Annotated in this window: 14 protein-coding genes and 1 pseudogene; 10 read left to right on the top strand and 5 right to left on the bottom strand. The window is 72.6% G+C overall.

Annotated features, from left to right (window positions below; translation table 11 throughout):
• Position 1: 1 nt before the first annotated feature.
• Entirely contained in the window at positions 2-628 is a 627-nt protein-coding gene (locus ACFY7H_RS02220) for a TetR/AcrR family transcriptional regulator (protein ID WP_388931767.1), read from the top strand.
• 71 nt (positions 629-699) lie between these two features.
• On the opposite strand, the gene ACFY7H_RS02215 is transcribed toward ACFY7H_RS02220, so the two are convergent.
• Entirely contained in the window at positions 700-3,915 is a 3,216-nt protein-coding gene (locus ACFY7H_RS02215) for a bifunctional cytochrome P450/NADPH--P450 reductase (RefSeq protein WP_388931764.1), read from the bottom strand.
• 254 nt (positions 3,916-4,169) lie between these two features.
• On the opposite strand from ACFY7H_RS02215, the gene ACFY7H_RS02210 reads away from it, so the two are divergent.
• Positions 4,170-5,231, top strand: coding sequence for a zinc-binding dehydrogenase (locus ACFY7H_RS02210; RefSeq protein WP_388931762.1), 1,062 nt, complete (start codon positions 4,170-4,172; stop codon positions 5,229-5,231).
• A 546-nt stretch (positions 5,232-5,777) separates the two neighbouring features.
• Here the strand turns inward: ACFY7H_RS02210 and ACFY7H_RS02205 are convergent.
• Positions 5,778-6,743, bottom strand: a complete 966-nt coding sequence (locus tag ACFY7H_RS02205) for a pirin family protein (RefSeq protein WP_388931759.1) — start codon at positions 6,741-6,743, stop codon at positions 5,778-5,780.
• A 125-nt stretch (positions 6,744-6,868) separates the two neighbouring features.
• Between ACFY7H_RS02205 and ACFY7H_RS02200 the strand changes: the two genes are divergently transcribed.
• The 6 genes from ACFY7H_RS02200 (at position 6,869) to ACFY7H_RS02175 (ending at position 11,178) form a co-directional block, all read left to right on the top strand.
• Positions 6,869-8,062 carry a methyltransferase gene (locus ACFY7H_RS02200; protein ID WP_388932262.1) on the top strand — a complete coding sequence of 398 codons (1,194 nt, stop codon included), beginning with the start codon at positions 6,869-6,871 and terminating at the stop codon, positions 8,060-8,062.
• Between the two features lie 40 nt (positions 8,063-8,102).
• The gene (locus ACFY7H_RS02195; protein WP_388931756.1) at positions 8,103-8,885 is read left to right on the top strand and encodes a MerR family transcriptional regulator; all 783 of its coding nucleotides are present in this window, start codon (positions 8,103-8,105) and stop codon (positions 8,883-8,885) included.
• A 223-nt stretch (positions 8,886-9,108) separates the two neighbouring features.
• A complete protein-coding gene (locus ACFY7H_RS02190; RefSeq protein WP_388932260.1) occupies positions 9,109-9,666 on the top strand; it encodes a DUF6230 family protein in 558 nt (185 codons plus the stop codon).
• A complete protein-coding gene (locus ACFY7H_RS02185; protein WP_388931754.1) occupies positions 9,657-10,094 on the top strand; it encodes a DUF6114 domain-containing protein in 438 nt (145 codons plus the stop codon). Before ACFY7H_RS02190 ends, ACFY7H_RS02185 begins: the two co-directional genes overlap by 10 nt.
• Positions 10,091-10,741 (top strand): hypothetical protein, encoded by a 651-nt coding sequence (locus tag ACFY7H_RS02180; RefSeq protein WP_388931751.1) that lies wholly within the window; start codon positions 10,091-10,093, stop codon positions 10,739-10,741. Before ACFY7H_RS02185 ends, ACFY7H_RS02180 begins: the two co-directional genes overlap by 4 nt.
• Before the next feature lie 104 nt (positions 10,742-10,845).
• On the top strand, positions 10,846-11,178 hold the full coding sequence (locus ACFY7H_RS02175; protein WP_388931749.1) for a DUF2087 domain-containing protein: 333 nt from the start codon (positions 10,846-10,848) through the stop codon (positions 11,176-11,178).
• Here ACFY7H_RS02175 and ACFY7H_RS02170 read toward each other — a convergent pair.
• Positions 11,151-11,915, bottom strand: coding sequence for a metallophosphoesterase (locus tag ACFY7H_RS02170; RefSeq protein ID WP_388931746.1), 765 nt, complete (start codon positions 11,913-11,915; stop codon positions 11,151-11,153). The two genes, ACFY7H_RS02175 and ACFY7H_RS02170, sit on opposite strands and share 28 nt — an antisense overlap.
• 212 nt (positions 11,916-12,127) lie before the next feature.
• Here ACFY7H_RS02170 and ACFY7H_RS02165 point away from each other — a divergent pair.
• Positions 12,128-12,760: pseudogene (locus tag ACFY7H_RS02165) on the top strand (phosphoribosyltransferase); the annotation flags it as partial.
• Between the two features lie 190 nt (positions 12,761-12,950).
• On the top strand, positions 12,951-13,700 hold the full coding sequence (locus ACFY7H_RS02160) for an SDR family NAD(P)-dependent oxidoreductase (protein ID WP_388931743.1): 750 nt from the start codon (positions 12,951-12,953) through the stop codon (positions 13,698-13,700).
• Between the two features lie 43 nt (positions 13,701-13,743).
• Here the strand turns inward: ACFY7H_RS02160 and ACFY7H_RS02155 are convergent, their stop codons facing one another.
• Both ACFY7H_RS02155 and ACFY7H_RS02150 read right to left on the bottom strand, forming a co-directional pair.
• On the bottom strand, positions 13,744-15,180 hold the full coding sequence (locus ACFY7H_RS02155) for a dihydrolipoyl dehydrogenase family protein (RefSeq protein ID WP_388931741.1): 1,437 nt from the start codon (positions 15,178-15,180) through the stop codon (positions 13,744-13,746).
• 73 nt (positions 15,181-15,253) lie between these two features.
• Positions 15,254-15,634, bottom strand: a complete 381-nt coding sequence (locus ACFY7H_RS02150; protein WP_388931739.1) for a thioredoxin family protein — start codon at positions 15,632-15,634, stop codon at positions 15,254-15,256.
• Positions 15,635-15,721: the final 87 nt, after the last annotated feature.

Below are 15,721 nucleotides of genomic sequence, written 5' to 3'. Positions count from 1 at the left end.
TATGGCTCATGTTTCCGCGGCGGAGCGCCGCCCCCAGTTGATCAAGGCGGCCATCGACCTCATGACCCGGGAGGGCGTCGCCGCGGGGAGTACCCGCGCCATCGCCGCGGAGCTCGGTGTCGCGCAGGCCACCGTCCACTACACCTTCGGTACGAAGGAGGACCTGTACCGCTCGGTCATGGACCAGATCACCGACGAGCTGGTCGCGCAGGTGCAGCGGGCGGCGCCGGAGGACGCGGGCTTCGAGGAGACCATCGCCGCCTTCGCGGGGGCACTGTGGGGCACCGTGCGCGAGCCGGCGTCGCACCACCAGCTGCTCAGTGAGCTGACCATGTTCGCCCTGCGTGTGCCCGGCCTCAACGAGGCCCGGCAGAGTCACTACCAACGGGTCGTAGAGGTGACCGCGCAGGTGATCGCCGAGACGGCGGAGAGGGCCGGGCAGGAACTGGCCGAGTGCCCGGAGACGGTGGCCCGGTTCTTCCTCTCCGGCTTCGACGGACTCACCATGCAGGTCCTCCAGTGCTTGCCGGACGAGACCACCGAGCGGACGGGCCTCAGTGCGCTCGTGGCCGCGACCGTGGCGCTGGCCAAGGGGGACCTCGGCCTCGCTGCCGTGCCGATGGCCTGACACGACGCGAGAACGGTTGTGGGCGCACCTTTCCAGATGCGCCCACAACCGTCTCTGCCTCCTCGCGAGGTTCAGCCGGCCCAGACGTCCTCGACGTAGCGTCCGGACGCGACGAGCTCGGCGAGCCATGCCACGGCCCGCTCATCGCTCGCACCGGTCCGCTCGCGGTGGATCGCCATGAACGCTTCCCGTACGGCGGGGGCCATACGGCGGCCGTCGCCGCAGATGTAGACGCGTCCGCCGGCCTCCAGGACGGACCACACCTCCTCGCCCTCGCGGGCGATGCGCTCCTGGACGAAGCGGGCGCCGTTCTCGGGCGCGTGCATGAAGGTGGGGCGCATGCTGACGGCACCGGCCGCCTCGGCCGCCTCGAACTCCTCCCGGTGCAGGAAGTCCACATCGGGGTGGTCGCAGCCGAAGTAGCAGAGCAGGGTGCCGGTCGAGCCGGTGTGGTGGCGGTCGAGGACCGCGCCGCGGAAGGGCGCGAGGCCGGTGCCCGCGCTGACCAGGATCACCGGCACGGAGGTGTCCTCGGGAAGGCGGAAGGACTCGCTGCACGGCAGGACCCGGGCCTGGATCACGTCGCCCGCGTTCACCGTCTGAAGGAAGTGCGAGGCGATGCCCCGGAAGGTGCCCTCCCCCGACCGGTGGGGCGCGGCGAGCAGCGACACCATCAGGTCCGCCTCGCCGGGCCGGGCGGTGGCGGACGACGAGATCGAGTAGTGCCTGGGACGCAGGACCGGCAGCAGCTCAAGGAAGCGCTCGAAGGGCAGCTCGCACGCACGGTAGCGCTCCAGGAGGTCCAGGACGCTGAGCCCCGCGACGGTCACCTGCTCCCGGAAGGTCTCGGGATCGGCGGTGGCAAGCGCGGCGAGCGGCTGCTTCTCGGGCGGGCAGGCGGTGTGCTCGGCAAGCACGGCGACCTGCTCCTGGGTGGCCGCGTCCTGGAGCTCGACGAAGTCGGTGAGCAGGCGGCGTAGGGGCAGCGGCCGGTCGACGGGCAGGGCGCCCCGGCTCCGGCGGCGGGCGCGCAGCCGGACGGTGCGGTCCAGGTCGAGGCCGAAGCGGTCGGCGACGCGCTGGACGAGGGCCTCGGGATTGCTGGGCAGGACGGCCAGGTGGTCGGCGGTACGGTAGGTGACGCCCTCGGGCAGCCGGAGCCGCAGGAACCGCTTGGAGCGTCCCAGTTCGTGGTCGGTGTCGACGAGTTCGTACGCTTCGAGGACCTCCATCGGCCGGACGCCGTGGCGCTCGGCGAGGCCGCCGAGGACCGACCCGGAGGTGTCCTCCAACTCGTACAGCCCCTCGCCTTCCGTCTCCGGTGCGGGGCCGGCCGCTTCACCGGCGACAGCCTCGCCGTACTCGTCCAGGAGCGCCTTCCACAGGTCTTCCGTCCACTGGTCGACCGCTCCGCCGAAGTCGCCGGAGGCGTCGGCGCTGCCGCGCTCCAGGAGCGGGACGGCGCCGGCGGCGGTCAGACGCTCGTCGATCAGGGTGGGGATCCGCTGGTAGGTGGCTGCCCAGTTGCGGTCGCCGACACCGAGGACGGCATACCGCAGCCCCGTGAGCGAGCCGGGGGCGAGGTTCTCCAGCCAGGCGACGAACCCGGCGGCGTCGTCGGTGGGGCGACCGTTGTAGGAAGCGGCGACGATGACGACGGGCCCCTCGGTGCCGGCCAGCCTTTCCGTGTACTGGTCGAGGGAGGCGACGGTCGGGGCGAAGCCGTGCTCCTCGCCGTCCGTGCCGAGGTCGCGGGCGATGCCGGCGCAGGTGCCGAGGTTGGAGCCGTGCAGCAGCGTCAGGGCGGTGCCGCTCGCCCGGCGCGTCACGGCCGTGGTCCGGCCCGCGACGGGGTCCGCCGCCGTCGCGGTGGGCAGGCGCCGTTCGTCGCCGGTGCGGCGCGCGAGCCGCAGGCTGAATCCGTCGGGCTTGATGGTCAGCGTCGACTTGATCTTCAGCTGGTAGTCGGTGTGGTCGATCAGGCGGTAGCGGTGCACCAGCAGGCCGAGCAGCAGGGTGGCCTCGTGCAGCGCGAACTGACGTCCGATGCACGCTCGTTCGCCGCTGCCGAACGGCTTGAAGGCGTGGACCGAGCGGGCCGCCTCCCGCTCGGGGGTGAAGCGCTCGGGATCGAACAGCTCGACGTTCTCCCCCCAGGCGGCGTCGCGGTGAAGGGCCGAGGTGATCACCATCAGCGACTCGCCCTTGCGTACGGGGTACTTGTCGCCGATGACGGTGTCCTCGATCGGCTCGACGGCATACGCGGGCGCCGTCGGCCACAGCCGCAGGCTCTCGTTGAGTATCTGACGGATGTAGGTGAGCTTGCCGATATCACCGTACTGGGGATCCGGGGAGTCGGTATCGCCCCACAGGGCGTCCACCTCGGCCTGGGCCCGGGCGAGCACCTCGGGATGCTTGGTCAGGTAGTACAGGGCGAAGGAGAGCGCGCTGCTGGTGGTCTCGTGGCCGGCGATGAGGAAGGTGATCACCTGGTGCCGGATGTTGACGTCATCCAGCGGCTCGCCCGTGACGGGATCCTTCGTGTGCAGCATCAGCCCCATCAGGTCGTCCGTGCTGGTGTCACCGGAGGCGCGGCGCTCCCTGATCACGTCGTCCACGAGGTCCGTCATCAGGTCGATGTCCGCGCGGAACTGCTCGGCCTTCTTCCTCTTGAAAATCTCGGAGCCCGGGATGGACTCGCCCTTCTCCTGTGCGAAGACGAGGGCCCGGGCCATCGCCTCGACGAACGGATGCAGGTCGTCGCGGCGGAAGGACTCGAAGTCGTAGCCGAAGCCGCACAGGCCGATGGTGTCGAAGGTCAGCCGGGTCATCTCGTCGGGCACGTCCACCGACTGCACCCCGGCCAGCCGGTCCCACTTGCCGATCAGCGAGCGGGCGACCTTGAGCATGGGGTCGTGGTAGCTGCGCATCGCGCCGAGTGAGAACGCGGGCATCAGGATGTCGTGGGCCTTGCGCCAGTTCGGTTCGTGGTTGTAGGCGGTGAACAGGCCGTCCCCGGCCAGGGCCCGGACCTCGACCAGGTCGGCGTGGACGTGCTTGTGGAAGCGGGTCTCGTCCGACAGTTCGGTCACGAGGTCCAGACCGCCGACCATGACGGTGTCCCTCCCGAAGATGCGCAGCCGGTACACGGGGCCGAACTCCCTGAACTCCTTCAGCAGGTAGGCCAGGAAGTCCGCGCCCGCGGGAACGTTGAACGCGTGGCCTACGAGGGGCAGCGGGGGGCGCTCGGGGATCGCCCGCGCCGCGCCTACGGACACCTGAGTCATGAGCGTGCCTTTCGTTGCACTCCAGCAGTCGCCAACCAACTTACATGCGACTTTGTCGAGTGAACATGTCGATTGACTGTATTAAAGGACACAGTCATTCGACGGAACTCGACACACCTCGCGAACGTCCACCGGAAGCAGCTTGACAGACGACCTCGTCAATAGACACGGTTGTTCGACATGGTCAGTCGACCATGTCGAGCGCATGAACCGCGTGCGCGCTTCTCCCCACCGAGCACAATCGAGGAATCCGCATGAACACCATGCTGGCCGGGCGGCTGCGCCTGGACACCCGTACCTTCGCCGTCGAAGAGGTCCCCATCCCCGTCCCCGGCCCGGGCGAGGTCCTCGTCGAGGTGCGGGCCGCGGGCGTCTGCCTGTCGGACGTCCACCTGATCGACGGCAGCCTGAGCCCCTTCTTCCCCACCGACGCGGTCACCGAGGCGGGCGCCGTCACCCTCGGCCACGAGGTCGCCGGCGTCGTCCACGCCCTCGGCCCGGACACGAAGGGCGACTGGACGCCCGGGCAGCGGGTGGTCCTCCAGGCCGGCGAGGCGTGCGGCGACTGCGCCGGCTGCCTGCGCCGCATGCTGTGCCACCGCCCCCTCACCCGCGGCCTGGACTACGACGGTGGCTGGGCGCAGTACACGATCGCCCGCGAGGGCACCCTGCTCCCCATCCCGGACGACCTGCCCTTCGACCAGGCGGCGATCATCCCCGACGCGGTCTCCACCCCGTACGCCGCGATCGTGGGCACCGGCGCCGTCCGCCCCGCCCAGGCGGTCGGCATCTGGGGCGCCGGCGGCCTCGGCGCCCACGCCGTACGGCTCGCCCGGATGGTCGGCGCGGCCCCGATCCTCGCCATCGACCCGCTGCCATCGGCCCGCGAGAGGGCCCTGCTCTTCGGCGCGGACTTCGCCCTCGACCCGCTCGCGCCGGACTTCGCGGAGGCGGTGCGGGAGGCGACGGCCGGGCGCGGCCTCGACGTCGCCTTCGACTTCGCCGGCGTGGGCGCCGCCCGCGCCCAGGCCGCGTCGGTCCTCGGCCCGTTCGGCTCGCTCGTCCTCGCCGGACTCACCCCGGAGCCGGTCACGATCGCCGACAGCATCGGATTCTGCTTCAACGTCAACCAGGTCCGCGGCCACTACGGCTCCGAGCCCGAGCACGTCGAGCAGCTCGTCGGCCTGGCCTCGGCCGGACGCATCGACCTGGCCCCCTCCATCACGGCCCACGTCCCGCTGGCCGAGGCCGCGGACGCCGTCGCCCGCCTGGAGAACAAGACCGGCGACCCGATCCGCCTCGTGCTCACCCCCTGAGCGGGAGGGCGGTGGCCGGCTCGCCGCGCCCGGCGCGGGCGTTCCGGCCACCGACCCCGCTGTCAGGCGCCCTTCTCGCCGTCCAGTGCCGCGACAGCATCCTGGCGAAGTGCTCGGAGGGCGCCCCGGGGCCCCACTGACCCGACGACGTCTTCAGCCACCTCCACCTCCCAGCCGCGCAGCGCCCTTTGTCACCCGTGTACAAGATCCGACAGGCGCCCGCTCGCACACTGCGGCGACGGATCGCACACCCCGGTCGGATCCCGTATCGGCGCTGTAGCAGCCCGGGGCGAGCGAGCTGCCTCCGACGCTCTCCACTGGCAAGTCGATAGGACGCAGCCCGAAACCGAATCTAACTACTCGTCAGTTAAGTCGGCAAAAGGTCAGCATCCGTCCGACCAAAGTTGATTACAGCCTGCAACACCTGAGACCCGACCTCCATCACCCGGAGGCCGTCGCGGCACCGCTGGCAGCCTCACGCCAGGAGTCGGAAACGGAGGGTTGGCGCGCGCCCGCACCCAACCCGGGTCGATGTAAAGCAGCAGGTCAGCGGACTCTCCCCCTGGGCTTCAGGTGCGTGGGGGGCAGTTCCGGGGCGGGAATCGGAGGGCCGCCGTAACCCTTCACCTCGCCGAAGCGGGTGCCGTTCGTCCAGTCCTCGCGAGCCTGCGCGATGTCCTCGTGCGAGCGGCCGATCCAGTTCCAGAACATCACGATCTCCTCCTCGAACGGCTCACCGCCCAGCAGCATCAGGCCCGCGTCCGAGGCCGCGCGCAGCGGGAGGTCCGTGCGCCCGCAGCCCAGGTAGAGCATCGAGCCCGGCAGGACCGGGACGCCGTCGACGTGGGCCTCGCCGGACATGGAGAGGACCGCGTACTCGAAGTCCGGATTCAGGGGGAGGCGGGTTTCGGTGCCGGCCGTCAGGGCGAGGTCCGCGCCGACGATGGGGGTGTACGCGGTGCCCGGGGAGGCCGCCGTGTCCAGGGTGCCCAGGATGACCGTCGCGTCCAGGCCGGGGGCCGTGACCCGCGGGAGTTCCGCGTGGTGCTCGAAGCGCGGGGCGACGTCGCGGTGGGCGTCGGGCAGGGCCACCCAGAGCTGGGCGCCGTGCAGGAAGCGGGCGTGGGGGCGCGGGCTCTCCTCGGAGTGACTGATGCCGCGGCCGGAGGTCATCAGTCCCAGCTCGCGCGGGCGGATCGTGGCGAGGCTGCCCGTGCTGTCGCGGTGCAGCACCTCGCCCTCGTGCAGCCAGCTCACGGTCTGCAGCCCGCTGTGGGGGTGGGGCGGGACCTGCATGCCGGGTTCGTCGGCGATGTCGTCCGGGCCGTAGTGGTCGACGAAGCACCAGGCGCCCACCATGCGGCGGCCCAGGTTCGGCAGGAGTCTGCGGACCTCGGAGGATTCCCCGAGCCTGACCGTGCGCGGGCTGAGGAGCTCGCGCACCGGCTCGGCCACGACGAAGCCGCGGCCGCCGCAGGCGGAGAGAGCGGGCTGGCGATCGAGATTGCTCATGCCGCACAACTTAGTCCTCGCGGGTGCGGTCCGGCGCCGCACCTTCGCGGGATATGTCAGGGCACGGGGTGCGGCCGGACGCGGGGCGGGGCCGTCTCGGCTAGCCTGGGTGCCATATGAACCGCCTGACCACGCCTTTCGGCTCCTACGAACTCACCCGCTTCCCCGCCGACCCCCGCGACCGGCTCCGCGCCTGGGACGCCGCGGACGAGTACCTGCTGCAGCATCTCGACGCCGGTACCGGCGAGCGCGGACCGGTGGACCTGGCCGGCGCCGGGCAGATCACGGTCGTCGGCGACCGCTGGGGGGCGCTGACGACGGCCCTGGCCGCGTACCGCCCCGCGCAGATCACCGACTCCGCGCTGGCCCGCGCCGCGACCGAGGCGAACCTGGACCGGGCCGGGATCGGCACCTCCAAGTCCACGGTGACCCTGCTGACCACGCAGGACGCGCCGCCCGCGCGGATCGACGTGCTCCTCGTACGGGTCCCCAAGAGCCTGGCGCTGCTGGAGGACCAGCTGCACCGGCTGGCCCCGCACGTGCACGAGGGCACGGTGGTCGTGGGCACCGGCATGGTCAAGGAGATCCACACCTCCACGCTGAACCTCTTCGAGAAGATCCTGGGGCCGACGCGGACCTCGCTCGCGGAGAAGAAGGCCCGGCTGATCTTCTGCACCCCCGACCCGGCGCTGCTGGCCGCCGCCGGCGCCTCGCCGTGGCCGGTGACGTACGAGGTCGACAAGGACGGGGGCTCCGGGGCCGGGCTGACGGTGGTCAACCACGCCGGGATCTTCTGCGCGGACCGCCTGGACGTCGGCACCCGGTTCTTCCTCCAGAACATCCCGACCAACACCGACGGGGCCCGGGTCGTGGACCTGGGCTGCGGCAACGGTGTGGTCGGCACGGCCGTGCAGGTCGCCGACCCGGACGCGGAGGTGGTCTTCACCGACGAGTCGTACCAGGCGCTCGCCTCGGCCCGGGCCACGTACGAGGCCAACGTGCGCCCGGGCCGGCGGACGGCGGAGTTCCTCGTCGGTGACGGGGTGGCCATGCTGGCCCCGTCCTCGGTGGACCTGATCCTGAGCAATCCGCCCTTCCACTCCCACCAGGCGACGACGGACGCCACGGCGCTGCGCATGTTCGCGCAGTCGCGCAAGGCGCTGCGCCCGGGCGGGGAGCTGTGGGTGGTCGCCAACCGGCACATGGGCTACCACACGCACCTGCGCCGCCTCTTCGGCAACAGTGAAGTCGTGGCGAGCGAGCCGAAGTTCGTGGTGCTGCGGGCGGTCAAGCGCGAGGCGCGGCCCCGCCCCATGTGACCTGCCGGTACACCCGTCGGTAGGTCCTACACTCGGCCGCGTGAGCACCGAGGCGCAGACGGACGGCAGGGCGGACGGCAGGGCGGAGGGCGTCGGCGGGCAGCGGCGCTACCGCCGGGAGGACGTGGCCCGCGCGGCCGGGGTCAAGGTGCGCAATCTGCGCTACTACCAGGAGCGCGGGCTGCTCCCGCCGCCGCGCCGCGAGGGCCGGATCGCCTGGTACTCCGACGACCACCTGATCCGGCTGCGGCTGATCAGCGACCTGCTGGGGCGCGGATACACGGTCAACGGCATCGGCGAGCTGCTGGCCGCCTGGGAGCAGGGCGGCGGGCTCTCCCAACTCCTCGGGCTGGAGCGGGAGATGACCCGGGGGTGGGTGCAGGAGGAGCCGGTGACCATGACCCGGGCCGAGCTGCGCGAGCTGTTCGGCCCGGGGGCGACGGCCGAGCACACCCGGCGGGCGGCCGAGCTGGGCTACGTACGCCTGGAAGGCGAGCGGGTCACGTACCCGAACCGGCACCTGCTGGAGGCGACGGTGGCGCTGGTGCGCCAGGGGGTGCCGCTGGGGGAGATCCTGGACGCGGGGGATTTCGTACAGGTCCAGGCGGCGGCGCTGGCGGACCGGTTCGTGGCGCTGTTCCGGCGGCATGTGATCGGCGCGGAGGGCCTGGGGCCACTTTCGGCCAGCCAGCTGGATCATGTCCGGGAGGCGGTGGCGGCACTGCGGCCGGTGGCCGGTGAGGTGGTGGCCACGGAGTTCGCCCGGGCGATGGGGCGCCGGGTGGAGGCGGAGGTCGCCGAACTCCTGCGTACGGAGCAGTAGGAGTCGGCCTAAAGGGTGCGCTCGCACAACCTTGCCAACCACCATTGGCACTCTTACATTCAACTCGTCGGTAACAAAGGTGCACAGCCGAGATAAGGACCATCTCATGGCAGACTCACCGAACTTATCCGAGGCCGGATCAGGCTCCCCCTCCCAGGCGGGACCGCCCGGCGACGAGCTCGTCAGAGACGGCGGCCGGGTGCGCTGGCGTCGGTTCGTGCTCCTGACCGCACCCGCCGTCGCGGTCACCGCGGGCCTCGGCATCGCCCTCGCCGAGGGCGCTCTCGCCGCCTCCTTCGCGGTGTCGGGCCAGCAGTTCAAGGTGTCGGCGAGGAGCCTGGAGGGCGAGGGCTTCGCCCAGTACGGCAGCGTCGACGTCAACGCCCGCCAGGAGCTTATCCCGGTGGCGGTCACCGCCATCAGGGAGGCCAAGCTGCACCACCTCTGCCAGTCGGTGGTCACCACCCTCCCGGTCATCGGGGACATCTCGCTGAATCTGACCGCCGGTCAGAAGTCCCCCGTCGAAGCCTCCAACCTGTTCGTGGACGCCACCCAGCTCGCCGGCGACGCGGAGTTCACGAACATCGAGATCGGGCGCGACGCCTCCACCCTCGACAAGGGCCCGGCCGAGGCACAGGGCATGCAGGACCTGTTCGCCCAGCAGGCCGACAAGGTCAGCATCAGCAATCTCCAGCAGACGGCGTGGGCGACCAACGCCGGCACCTTCAAGCTCTCCGGGCTGAGCATGAACATCAGCAAGGGCAAGAAGGAATGCTTCTGAGCCGCTGGCGGCGGTGGCGGCGCGGCAGGCCCTTCTGGGGCGGCCTCTTCGCCGTGCTGGCCGGGGTGTGGATCAGCGTGCTGCCGCTGGCCCCACTGAAGATCATGCTCCAGCAGGGGGTGGCGGGCATCCCGTCCGTCCTGATGGGTCTCGTCATGATCGTCCTCGGTCTCACCGCCTGGTTCTCCCCCGCACAGCGCACCCTCGCCGGGATCCTCACCACGCTCGTCGCCACCGCCGCGCTGGTCATGTCGAACCTCGGCGGGTTCCTGATCGGCACCCTGCTCGGCATCCTCGGCGGCGGGCTGATGTTCGCCTGGCAGCCGTACGCCGCCCCGCGCGCCGGGGGCTCCGCCGCCCCCACCCGGCCCTCCCCCGCCGGGAAGTTCCCCACTCCGCACCCCGATCCCCAAGGAGCACAGCCATGAGCCGAACGCGCACCGCGCTCGCCCTCGGAATGGCCGCCGCCGCCGCACTGACGGCGGCCTCCGCCACCGCCACCGCCGCGCCGTTACCGGTGGCCGGGTCGACGACCGTCACCCCGGCCGGGCACGCCTTCAAGGCGACCCTCAGCGGGAAGGCCACCCTCAAGGCCGGTTCGGTCACGGTGACCTGCACGGTCTCCGTCGCCGCCGGTTCGGTGCCGGCCGCCCCCGGCAACCAGAACCCGGCCGGTCCGGTCTCCTCGCCCATCTCGCCGCCGACCTACAGCTCCTGTACGTCCAGCATGCCGGGCGTGACCCCGACCGTGACGACCAGCGGGTCCTGGTCGGTGTCCATGCAGAACGGCTCCCCGATCACCGCGACCATGACGGTCCCGGCCGGCGGGCTCGTCGTGCAGACCACCGGCCTGGCCAACTGCACCGTCACCACCGCGCCCGGCGGCCCGGCGAACGTCCCCGGCAGCTGGGCGAACGGCGCCCCGTCGAGCCTGACGTTCACCAACGCGGTGGTACCCGTCACCGTCACCGGCGGCTTCGGCTGCCCGACCAGCGCGACCACGTCCACCTTCAACGCGGTCTACAAGGTCACCGACACCACCAACCCGGCCCAGCAGATCACCGTCACCCCCTGAGGCCCGGCACCTCCGGCTCCGCGTCCCCGTTCCCCGGGTCGGTCGTCCCGGGGAGCGGGGAAAACGCGTTGCGCGTCCCGGCAGCGGCGGGCAAAGCTCGGGGCATGTCACAGAACACCGCTCAGCACAGCACCCAACACAGCGCCGGTCAAAGGGAATCCTTCGGCACCCAGAGCCGGCGAGGGGTCGCCGACCTCTTCTCCGGCGGGCGGCTCATCACCATCCCGCGCAAGGCGGCCCGGCGCGAACAACTGCTGGAGCACCTGACCGAGACCCTCTTCGCGGCCGGCCGGGACTACTCGGAGCCCGAGGTCAACGACGCCCTGCGGACCGTGCACGAGGACTGCTCCGCCCTGCGCCGCTACCTGATCACCTCGGGCCGGCTCACCCGGACCCGGGACGGCAGCAGCTACCGCCGGGCGACGACCACCCGGTAGTGGGTCGTCAGCCGCCCGTCGCCGCCCAGCACGTGGAAGGCGACGGCCGGCGGCTCGTCCAGGTGCACGTGGTGGTCGGGGGCCGTCCGCGTCTCCCACGGGAGCCGCAGGGTGGACACCACCCCGGGCGCCACGAGCAGCGGCCGGCCCGCGAAGGTGGTCGCCGCCGCCGTGTGCGCGTGCCCGCACAGGAAGGCGCGCAGGTGGGGGTGGCGTACGGCCAGGCCCTCCAGGCGCTCCTCGCCGAACTGCCGGATCTCGTCCACGTACGGGGTGTGCAGCGGGACCGGCGGGTGGTGGAAGGCGACGAGGACGGGCACCTCGTGCGGGGTCCGCGTCAGAATGCCGTCGAGCCAGTCGAGGGTGGAGTCCTCCAGCCGGCCGTGGTCCTCCCCCGGGACCGAGGAGTCGCACACCGCCAGGACGAATCCCTCCCCGCGCAGCACCTGGTCGACCGGGGCCGCGGAGGGCTCCTCCTCGTCCAGCAGCACCCGCCGGAAGGCGAGCCGCTCGTCGTGGTTGCCGGGGCAGATGACCAGCGGGTGCCGCGAAGTGAGCAGCTTGCGGGCCTCCTCGTACTCGGCCGGGCTCCCGTGATCGGTGATGTCCCCGCTGACCAGCACCGCCGCCAGGTCGTACGGGAGGCCGTCCAGGTACTCCATCACGGCGCGGGTGCGCTCGGCGGCCCGGGGACCGCCGTCGAGGTGGACATCACTGAGCTGCGCTATCACGATCACGGGCGGTGGCTCCTTCGTCGCTGGTGCGGTCCGGCGGCTGCCGGTGACGATCCGTCACTGTGGCGTAAGCCGGGGTGTGTTCAACCTATCCGACACGATCTTCGGCGGTGGCTGGTCCCGTGGCCGGGGAGTGCCCGTGCCGCCCCCGGTTGCGGGAGGCCGGGGGATGGGGTTCGTTCGAAGGGAGGCCCGGAACGGACGGGGTGAGCACTGTGATCTTCACCGACCGTGCGGACGCGGGACGGCGTCTCGCGGACGCACTGCGTCACCTGCGGGGCGAGGATCCCGTCGTACTCGGCCTGCCGCGCGGCGGGGTGCCCGTGGCCTTCGAGGTGGCGCGGGCCCTGGACGCCGCCCTCGACGTGATCGTGGTCCGCAAGCTCGGCGTCCCCCACCACCCGGAGCTGGGCTTCGGCGCCATCGGCGAGGGCGGGGTACGGATCATCAACGAGGACATCGCCGGACGCAGCCGCGCTTCGGAACGGGAACTGGCCGAGGTCGAGCTTGCCGAGGAGGCCGAGCTGGAGCGGCGGGCCCACCGGTTCCGCGAGGGCCGGGCGCGGGTGCCGCTCGACGGCCGGACGGTGATCGTGGTCGACGACGGGATCGCGACGGGCGCCACGGCCGCGGCCGCCTGCGAGATCGCCCGCGCGTCGGGGGCGTCACGGGTCGTGCTGGCCGTCCCGGTGGCCCCTCCGGACGCGGTCGCCCGGCTGCGCGGGGCGGCGGACGAGGTGGTGTGCCTGTCGTCGCCGCCCGCGTTCCGCGCGGTCGGCGAGTGGTACCGGGACTTCTCGCAGACGCCGGACGAGGAAGTGGTCGCCGTGCTCGCCGAGGCGGCGGCCCGGCACGGATCCGTCCCGGGAGCCGCGGAGGGGCCGGCGGCCCCGCCGGAATCCGGATGATCACGGTGCGCTGCCGTGATGGGATGGCGGGGTCGAGACCAGCCGCTCCGGAGAGCGTCCGCGAAGGAGTCCCCGTGCCCCTGTCCCCATCCGTCCCACCCCTGATCCCCGCCCTCCGGGAGGTGGCCGCATGAGCCGGGGCGTACTGGTCACCGGCGCGTCCCGGGGCATCGGGCGGGCCGTCGCCGCGGCCTTCGCCCGGCAGGGGGACCGCGTCGCCGTACACTCCTCCGCCCGGCACGCCGACGCCGAGGAGACCCTGGCCCAGCTCGACGGGACCGGCCACGCCCTCGTCAGCGGGGACCTCGCCGACCCGGCCCGCGTAGAGGCCCTGGCCGCCGAGGCCGCGGAGGCGCTCGGCGGGGTGGACGTCCTGGTCAACAACGCCGCCGCGATGGTCCGGCACCCGCTGCCCTCCACCTCGTACGCGGACTGGCAGGAGGCCTGGCAGCGCACGGCCGGGGTGAACCTGTTCGGCGCCGCCAACCTCAGCTACTGCGTGGCCCGCCGGATGATCGACGACGGCCGGACCGGGCACATCGTGAACGTCGGCTCGCGCGGCGCGTTCCGCGGTGAACCCGACCACCCCGCGTACGGGGCCACCAAGGCCGCCCTGCACGCCTTCGGCCAGTCCCTGGCCGTCTCCCTCGCCCCGCACGGCATCGCGGTCGCCTCCGTGGCACCGGGATTCGTCGCCACCGAACGGGTCTTTGGCCGGCTGGGCGGCGCGGAGGGCGAGCGGATCCGCGCCCAGAGCCCCTTCGGCCGGGTGGCGGAACCGGAGGAGGTCGCGGCCGCCGTGCTGTACCTGGCCTCGCCGGCGGCGGTGTGGAGCTCGGGCGCGGTGCTCGACGTCAACGGGGCCTCGTACCTGCGCTGAGCGCGGCCCCGGGGGCTCCGTACGCGCGCCGGGTGCGCGGGGGTCACCCCCGGTAGGCCTCCAGGAGCCGGAGCCACACCTCGCTGATGGTGGGGAAGGCGGGGACCGCGTGCCACAGCCGGTCGAGCGGGACCTCCCCCGCGACGGCGATCGTCGCCGCGTGCAGCAGTTCGGCGGCGCCGGGGCCGACGAAGGTGGCGCCCAGCAGCACCTGCCGGTCGAGGTCGACGACGATCCGGGCCCGGCCCCGGTAGCCGTCGGCGTACAGCCCGGCGCCGGAGACCTTCCCCAGGTCGTGGTCCACGGCGCGGACCCGGTGGCCGGCCCGTTCCGCCTCGGCGAGGGTGAGGCCGACCGCCGCCGCCTCCGGGTCGGTGAAGACTGCCTGCGGCAGGGCCGCCGTGTCGGCGGTGGCCGCGTGCGCGCCCCAGCGGCCGGTGTCGGGGGCGGGGGCGCCCGGCCCGGCCGCCCGGGCGGCGATGGCGGCGCCCGCGATGCGGGCCTGGTACTTGCCCTGGTGGGTGAGGAGCGCGCGGTGGTTGACGTCGCCGACGGCGTACAGCCAGTCGTGGCCGGTGACCCGGCAGCTCTCGTCGACCCCGATCCAGTCGCCGGGCGTCAGCCCGACGGTGTCCAGCCCGATGTCCTCGGTCCGGGGCGCGCGGCCCGTCGCCATCAGCAGTTCGTCGCCCTCCAGCAGCTCGCCGCCCTCCAGGACCACCGTGACCGGACCGGTCGGACCCTCCCGTACGACCGCTTCCACCGACACCCCGGTACGGACCACCGCGCCGGCCTCGGCCAGCGCCCCGGCGACCAGCTCGCCCGCGAAGGGCTCCATCCGGGGCAGCAGCCCGGAGCCCCGTACGAGGACGGTGACCCGGGAGCCGAGGGCCTGCCAGGCCGTGGCCATCTCGGCGGCCACGACGGAGCCGCCGACGATCAGCAGCCGGCCGGGCACCTCCCGGGCGGAGGTCGCCTCGCGGCTGGTCCACGCCCCGGCTCCGGCGAGGCCGGGCACGTTCGGGAGCACGGCCCGGCTGCCGGTCGCGACGACCACGGCGTGCCGGGCCGCGAGCACGTGGTGCACGCCCTCGGGGCTGGTGACGGCGACCTTGCGGATGCCGTAGAGGCGGCCGTGGCCCCGGTAGAGGTGGACTCCGATGGAGTCGAGCCAGTCGAGCTGGCCCTCGTCGTTCCAGTGGCCCGTCCAGTAGTCGCGGTGCGCGAAGACCGCTTCGGCGTCGAGCGGCCCCCGGACGGATTCGGCGAGCCCCGGCACCCGGCGGGCGTCGGCGCGGGCGAGCGCGGGGCGCAGCAGGGCCTTGCTGGGGATGCAGGCCCAGTACGAGCACTCGCCGCCGACGAGCTCGCTCTCCACCAGGGCCGTGCTCAGCCCGGCGGCGCGGGTCCGGTCGACGATGTTCTCGCCGGCCGGTCCCCCGCCGAGCACCACGACGTCGTACTCCACGGCTTCGGTCATGCGGTCCAGTGTCACCGCAGTCCAGGGGCGGCGTGCGGCAATCCCGGGCCTGCGGCGTGCCGGGGGCCGCGGGCTACTCTGCGGGCCCGTCCTTCGGCTGGGAGGCGGCGATCTGCGCCCGGACCTCGTCCATGTCGAGGGCGCGCGCCTGGCCGATGAGATCGCTGAGGGCGGCCTCCGGCAGGGCTCCGGGCTGCGCGAAGACCGCCACCTGGTCCCGGACGATCATCAGCGTCGGGATCGAGGTGATCTGGAAGGCGGCGGCCAGCTCCTGCTGGGCCTCGGTGTCCACCTTGGCGAAGAGGAGGTCCGGGTTGGCCTCCGCGGCCTTCTCGTAGACCGGGGCGAACTGGAGGCAGGGGCGGCACCAGCCCGCCCAGAAGTCGATCAGCACGAACGCGTTCTCGCTGACCGTCTCGTCGAAGTTCTCCTTGGTGAGCTCGACAGTAGCCACGGTGTCCAGACCTCCTGTTTGCGGGATGTCCTGAAGGAACGAACGGCCGCCCTTCCGCATTCCTGACGGGCGGGACGGGCAGGGCCG

Origin of the sequence: Streptomyces sp. NPDC012794, assembly GCF_042901085.1 — a bacterium.
Lineage (GTDB): Bacteria > Actinomycetota > Actinomycetes > Streptomycetales > Streptomycetaceae > Streptomyces.
The sequence above is the reverse complement of the archived record's forward strand: the minus strand, read 5'-3'. Positions and strand labels throughout refer to the sequence as shown.

Bases quoted from the DNA above. Each gene is read 5' to 3' on its own strand.
- ACFY7H_RS02220 (WP_388931767.1), top strand. From the start codon at position 2: ATGGCTCATGTTTCCGCGGCGGAGCGCCGCCCCCAGTTGATCAAGGCG.
- ACFY7H_RS02215 (WP_388931764.1), bottom strand. From the start codon at position 3,915: ATGACTCAGGTGTCCGTAGGCGCGGCGCGGGCGATCCCCGAGCGCCCC.
- ACFY7H_RS02210 (WP_388931762.1), top strand. From the start codon at position 4,170: ATGAACACCATGCTGGCCGGGCGGCTGCGCCTGGACACCCGTACCTTC.
- ACFY7H_RS02205 (WP_388931759.1), bottom strand. From the start codon at position 6,743: ATGAGCAATCTCGATCGCCAGCCCGCTCTCTCCGCCTGCGGCGGCCGC.
- ACFY7H_RS02185 (WP_388931754.1), top strand. From the start codon at position 9,657: ATGCTTCTGAGCCGCTGGCGGCGGTGGCGGCGCGGCAGGCCCTTCTGG.
- ACFY7H_RS02180 (WP_388931751.1), top strand. From the start codon at position 10,091: ATGAGCCGAACGCGCACCGCGCTCGCCCTCGGAATGGCCGCCGCCGCC.
- ACFY7H_RS02175 (WP_388931749.1), top strand. From the start codon at position 10,846: ATGTCACAGAACACCGCTCAGCACAGCACCCAACACAGCGCCGGTCAA.
- ACFY7H_RS02160 (WP_388931743.1), top strand. From the start codon at position 12,951: ATGAGCCGGGGCGTACTGGTCACCGGCGCGTCCCGGGGCATCGGGCGG.
- ACFY7H_RS02155 (WP_388931741.1), bottom strand. From the start codon at position 15,180: ATGACCGAAGCCGTGGAGTACGACGTCGTGGTGCTCGGCGGGGGACCG.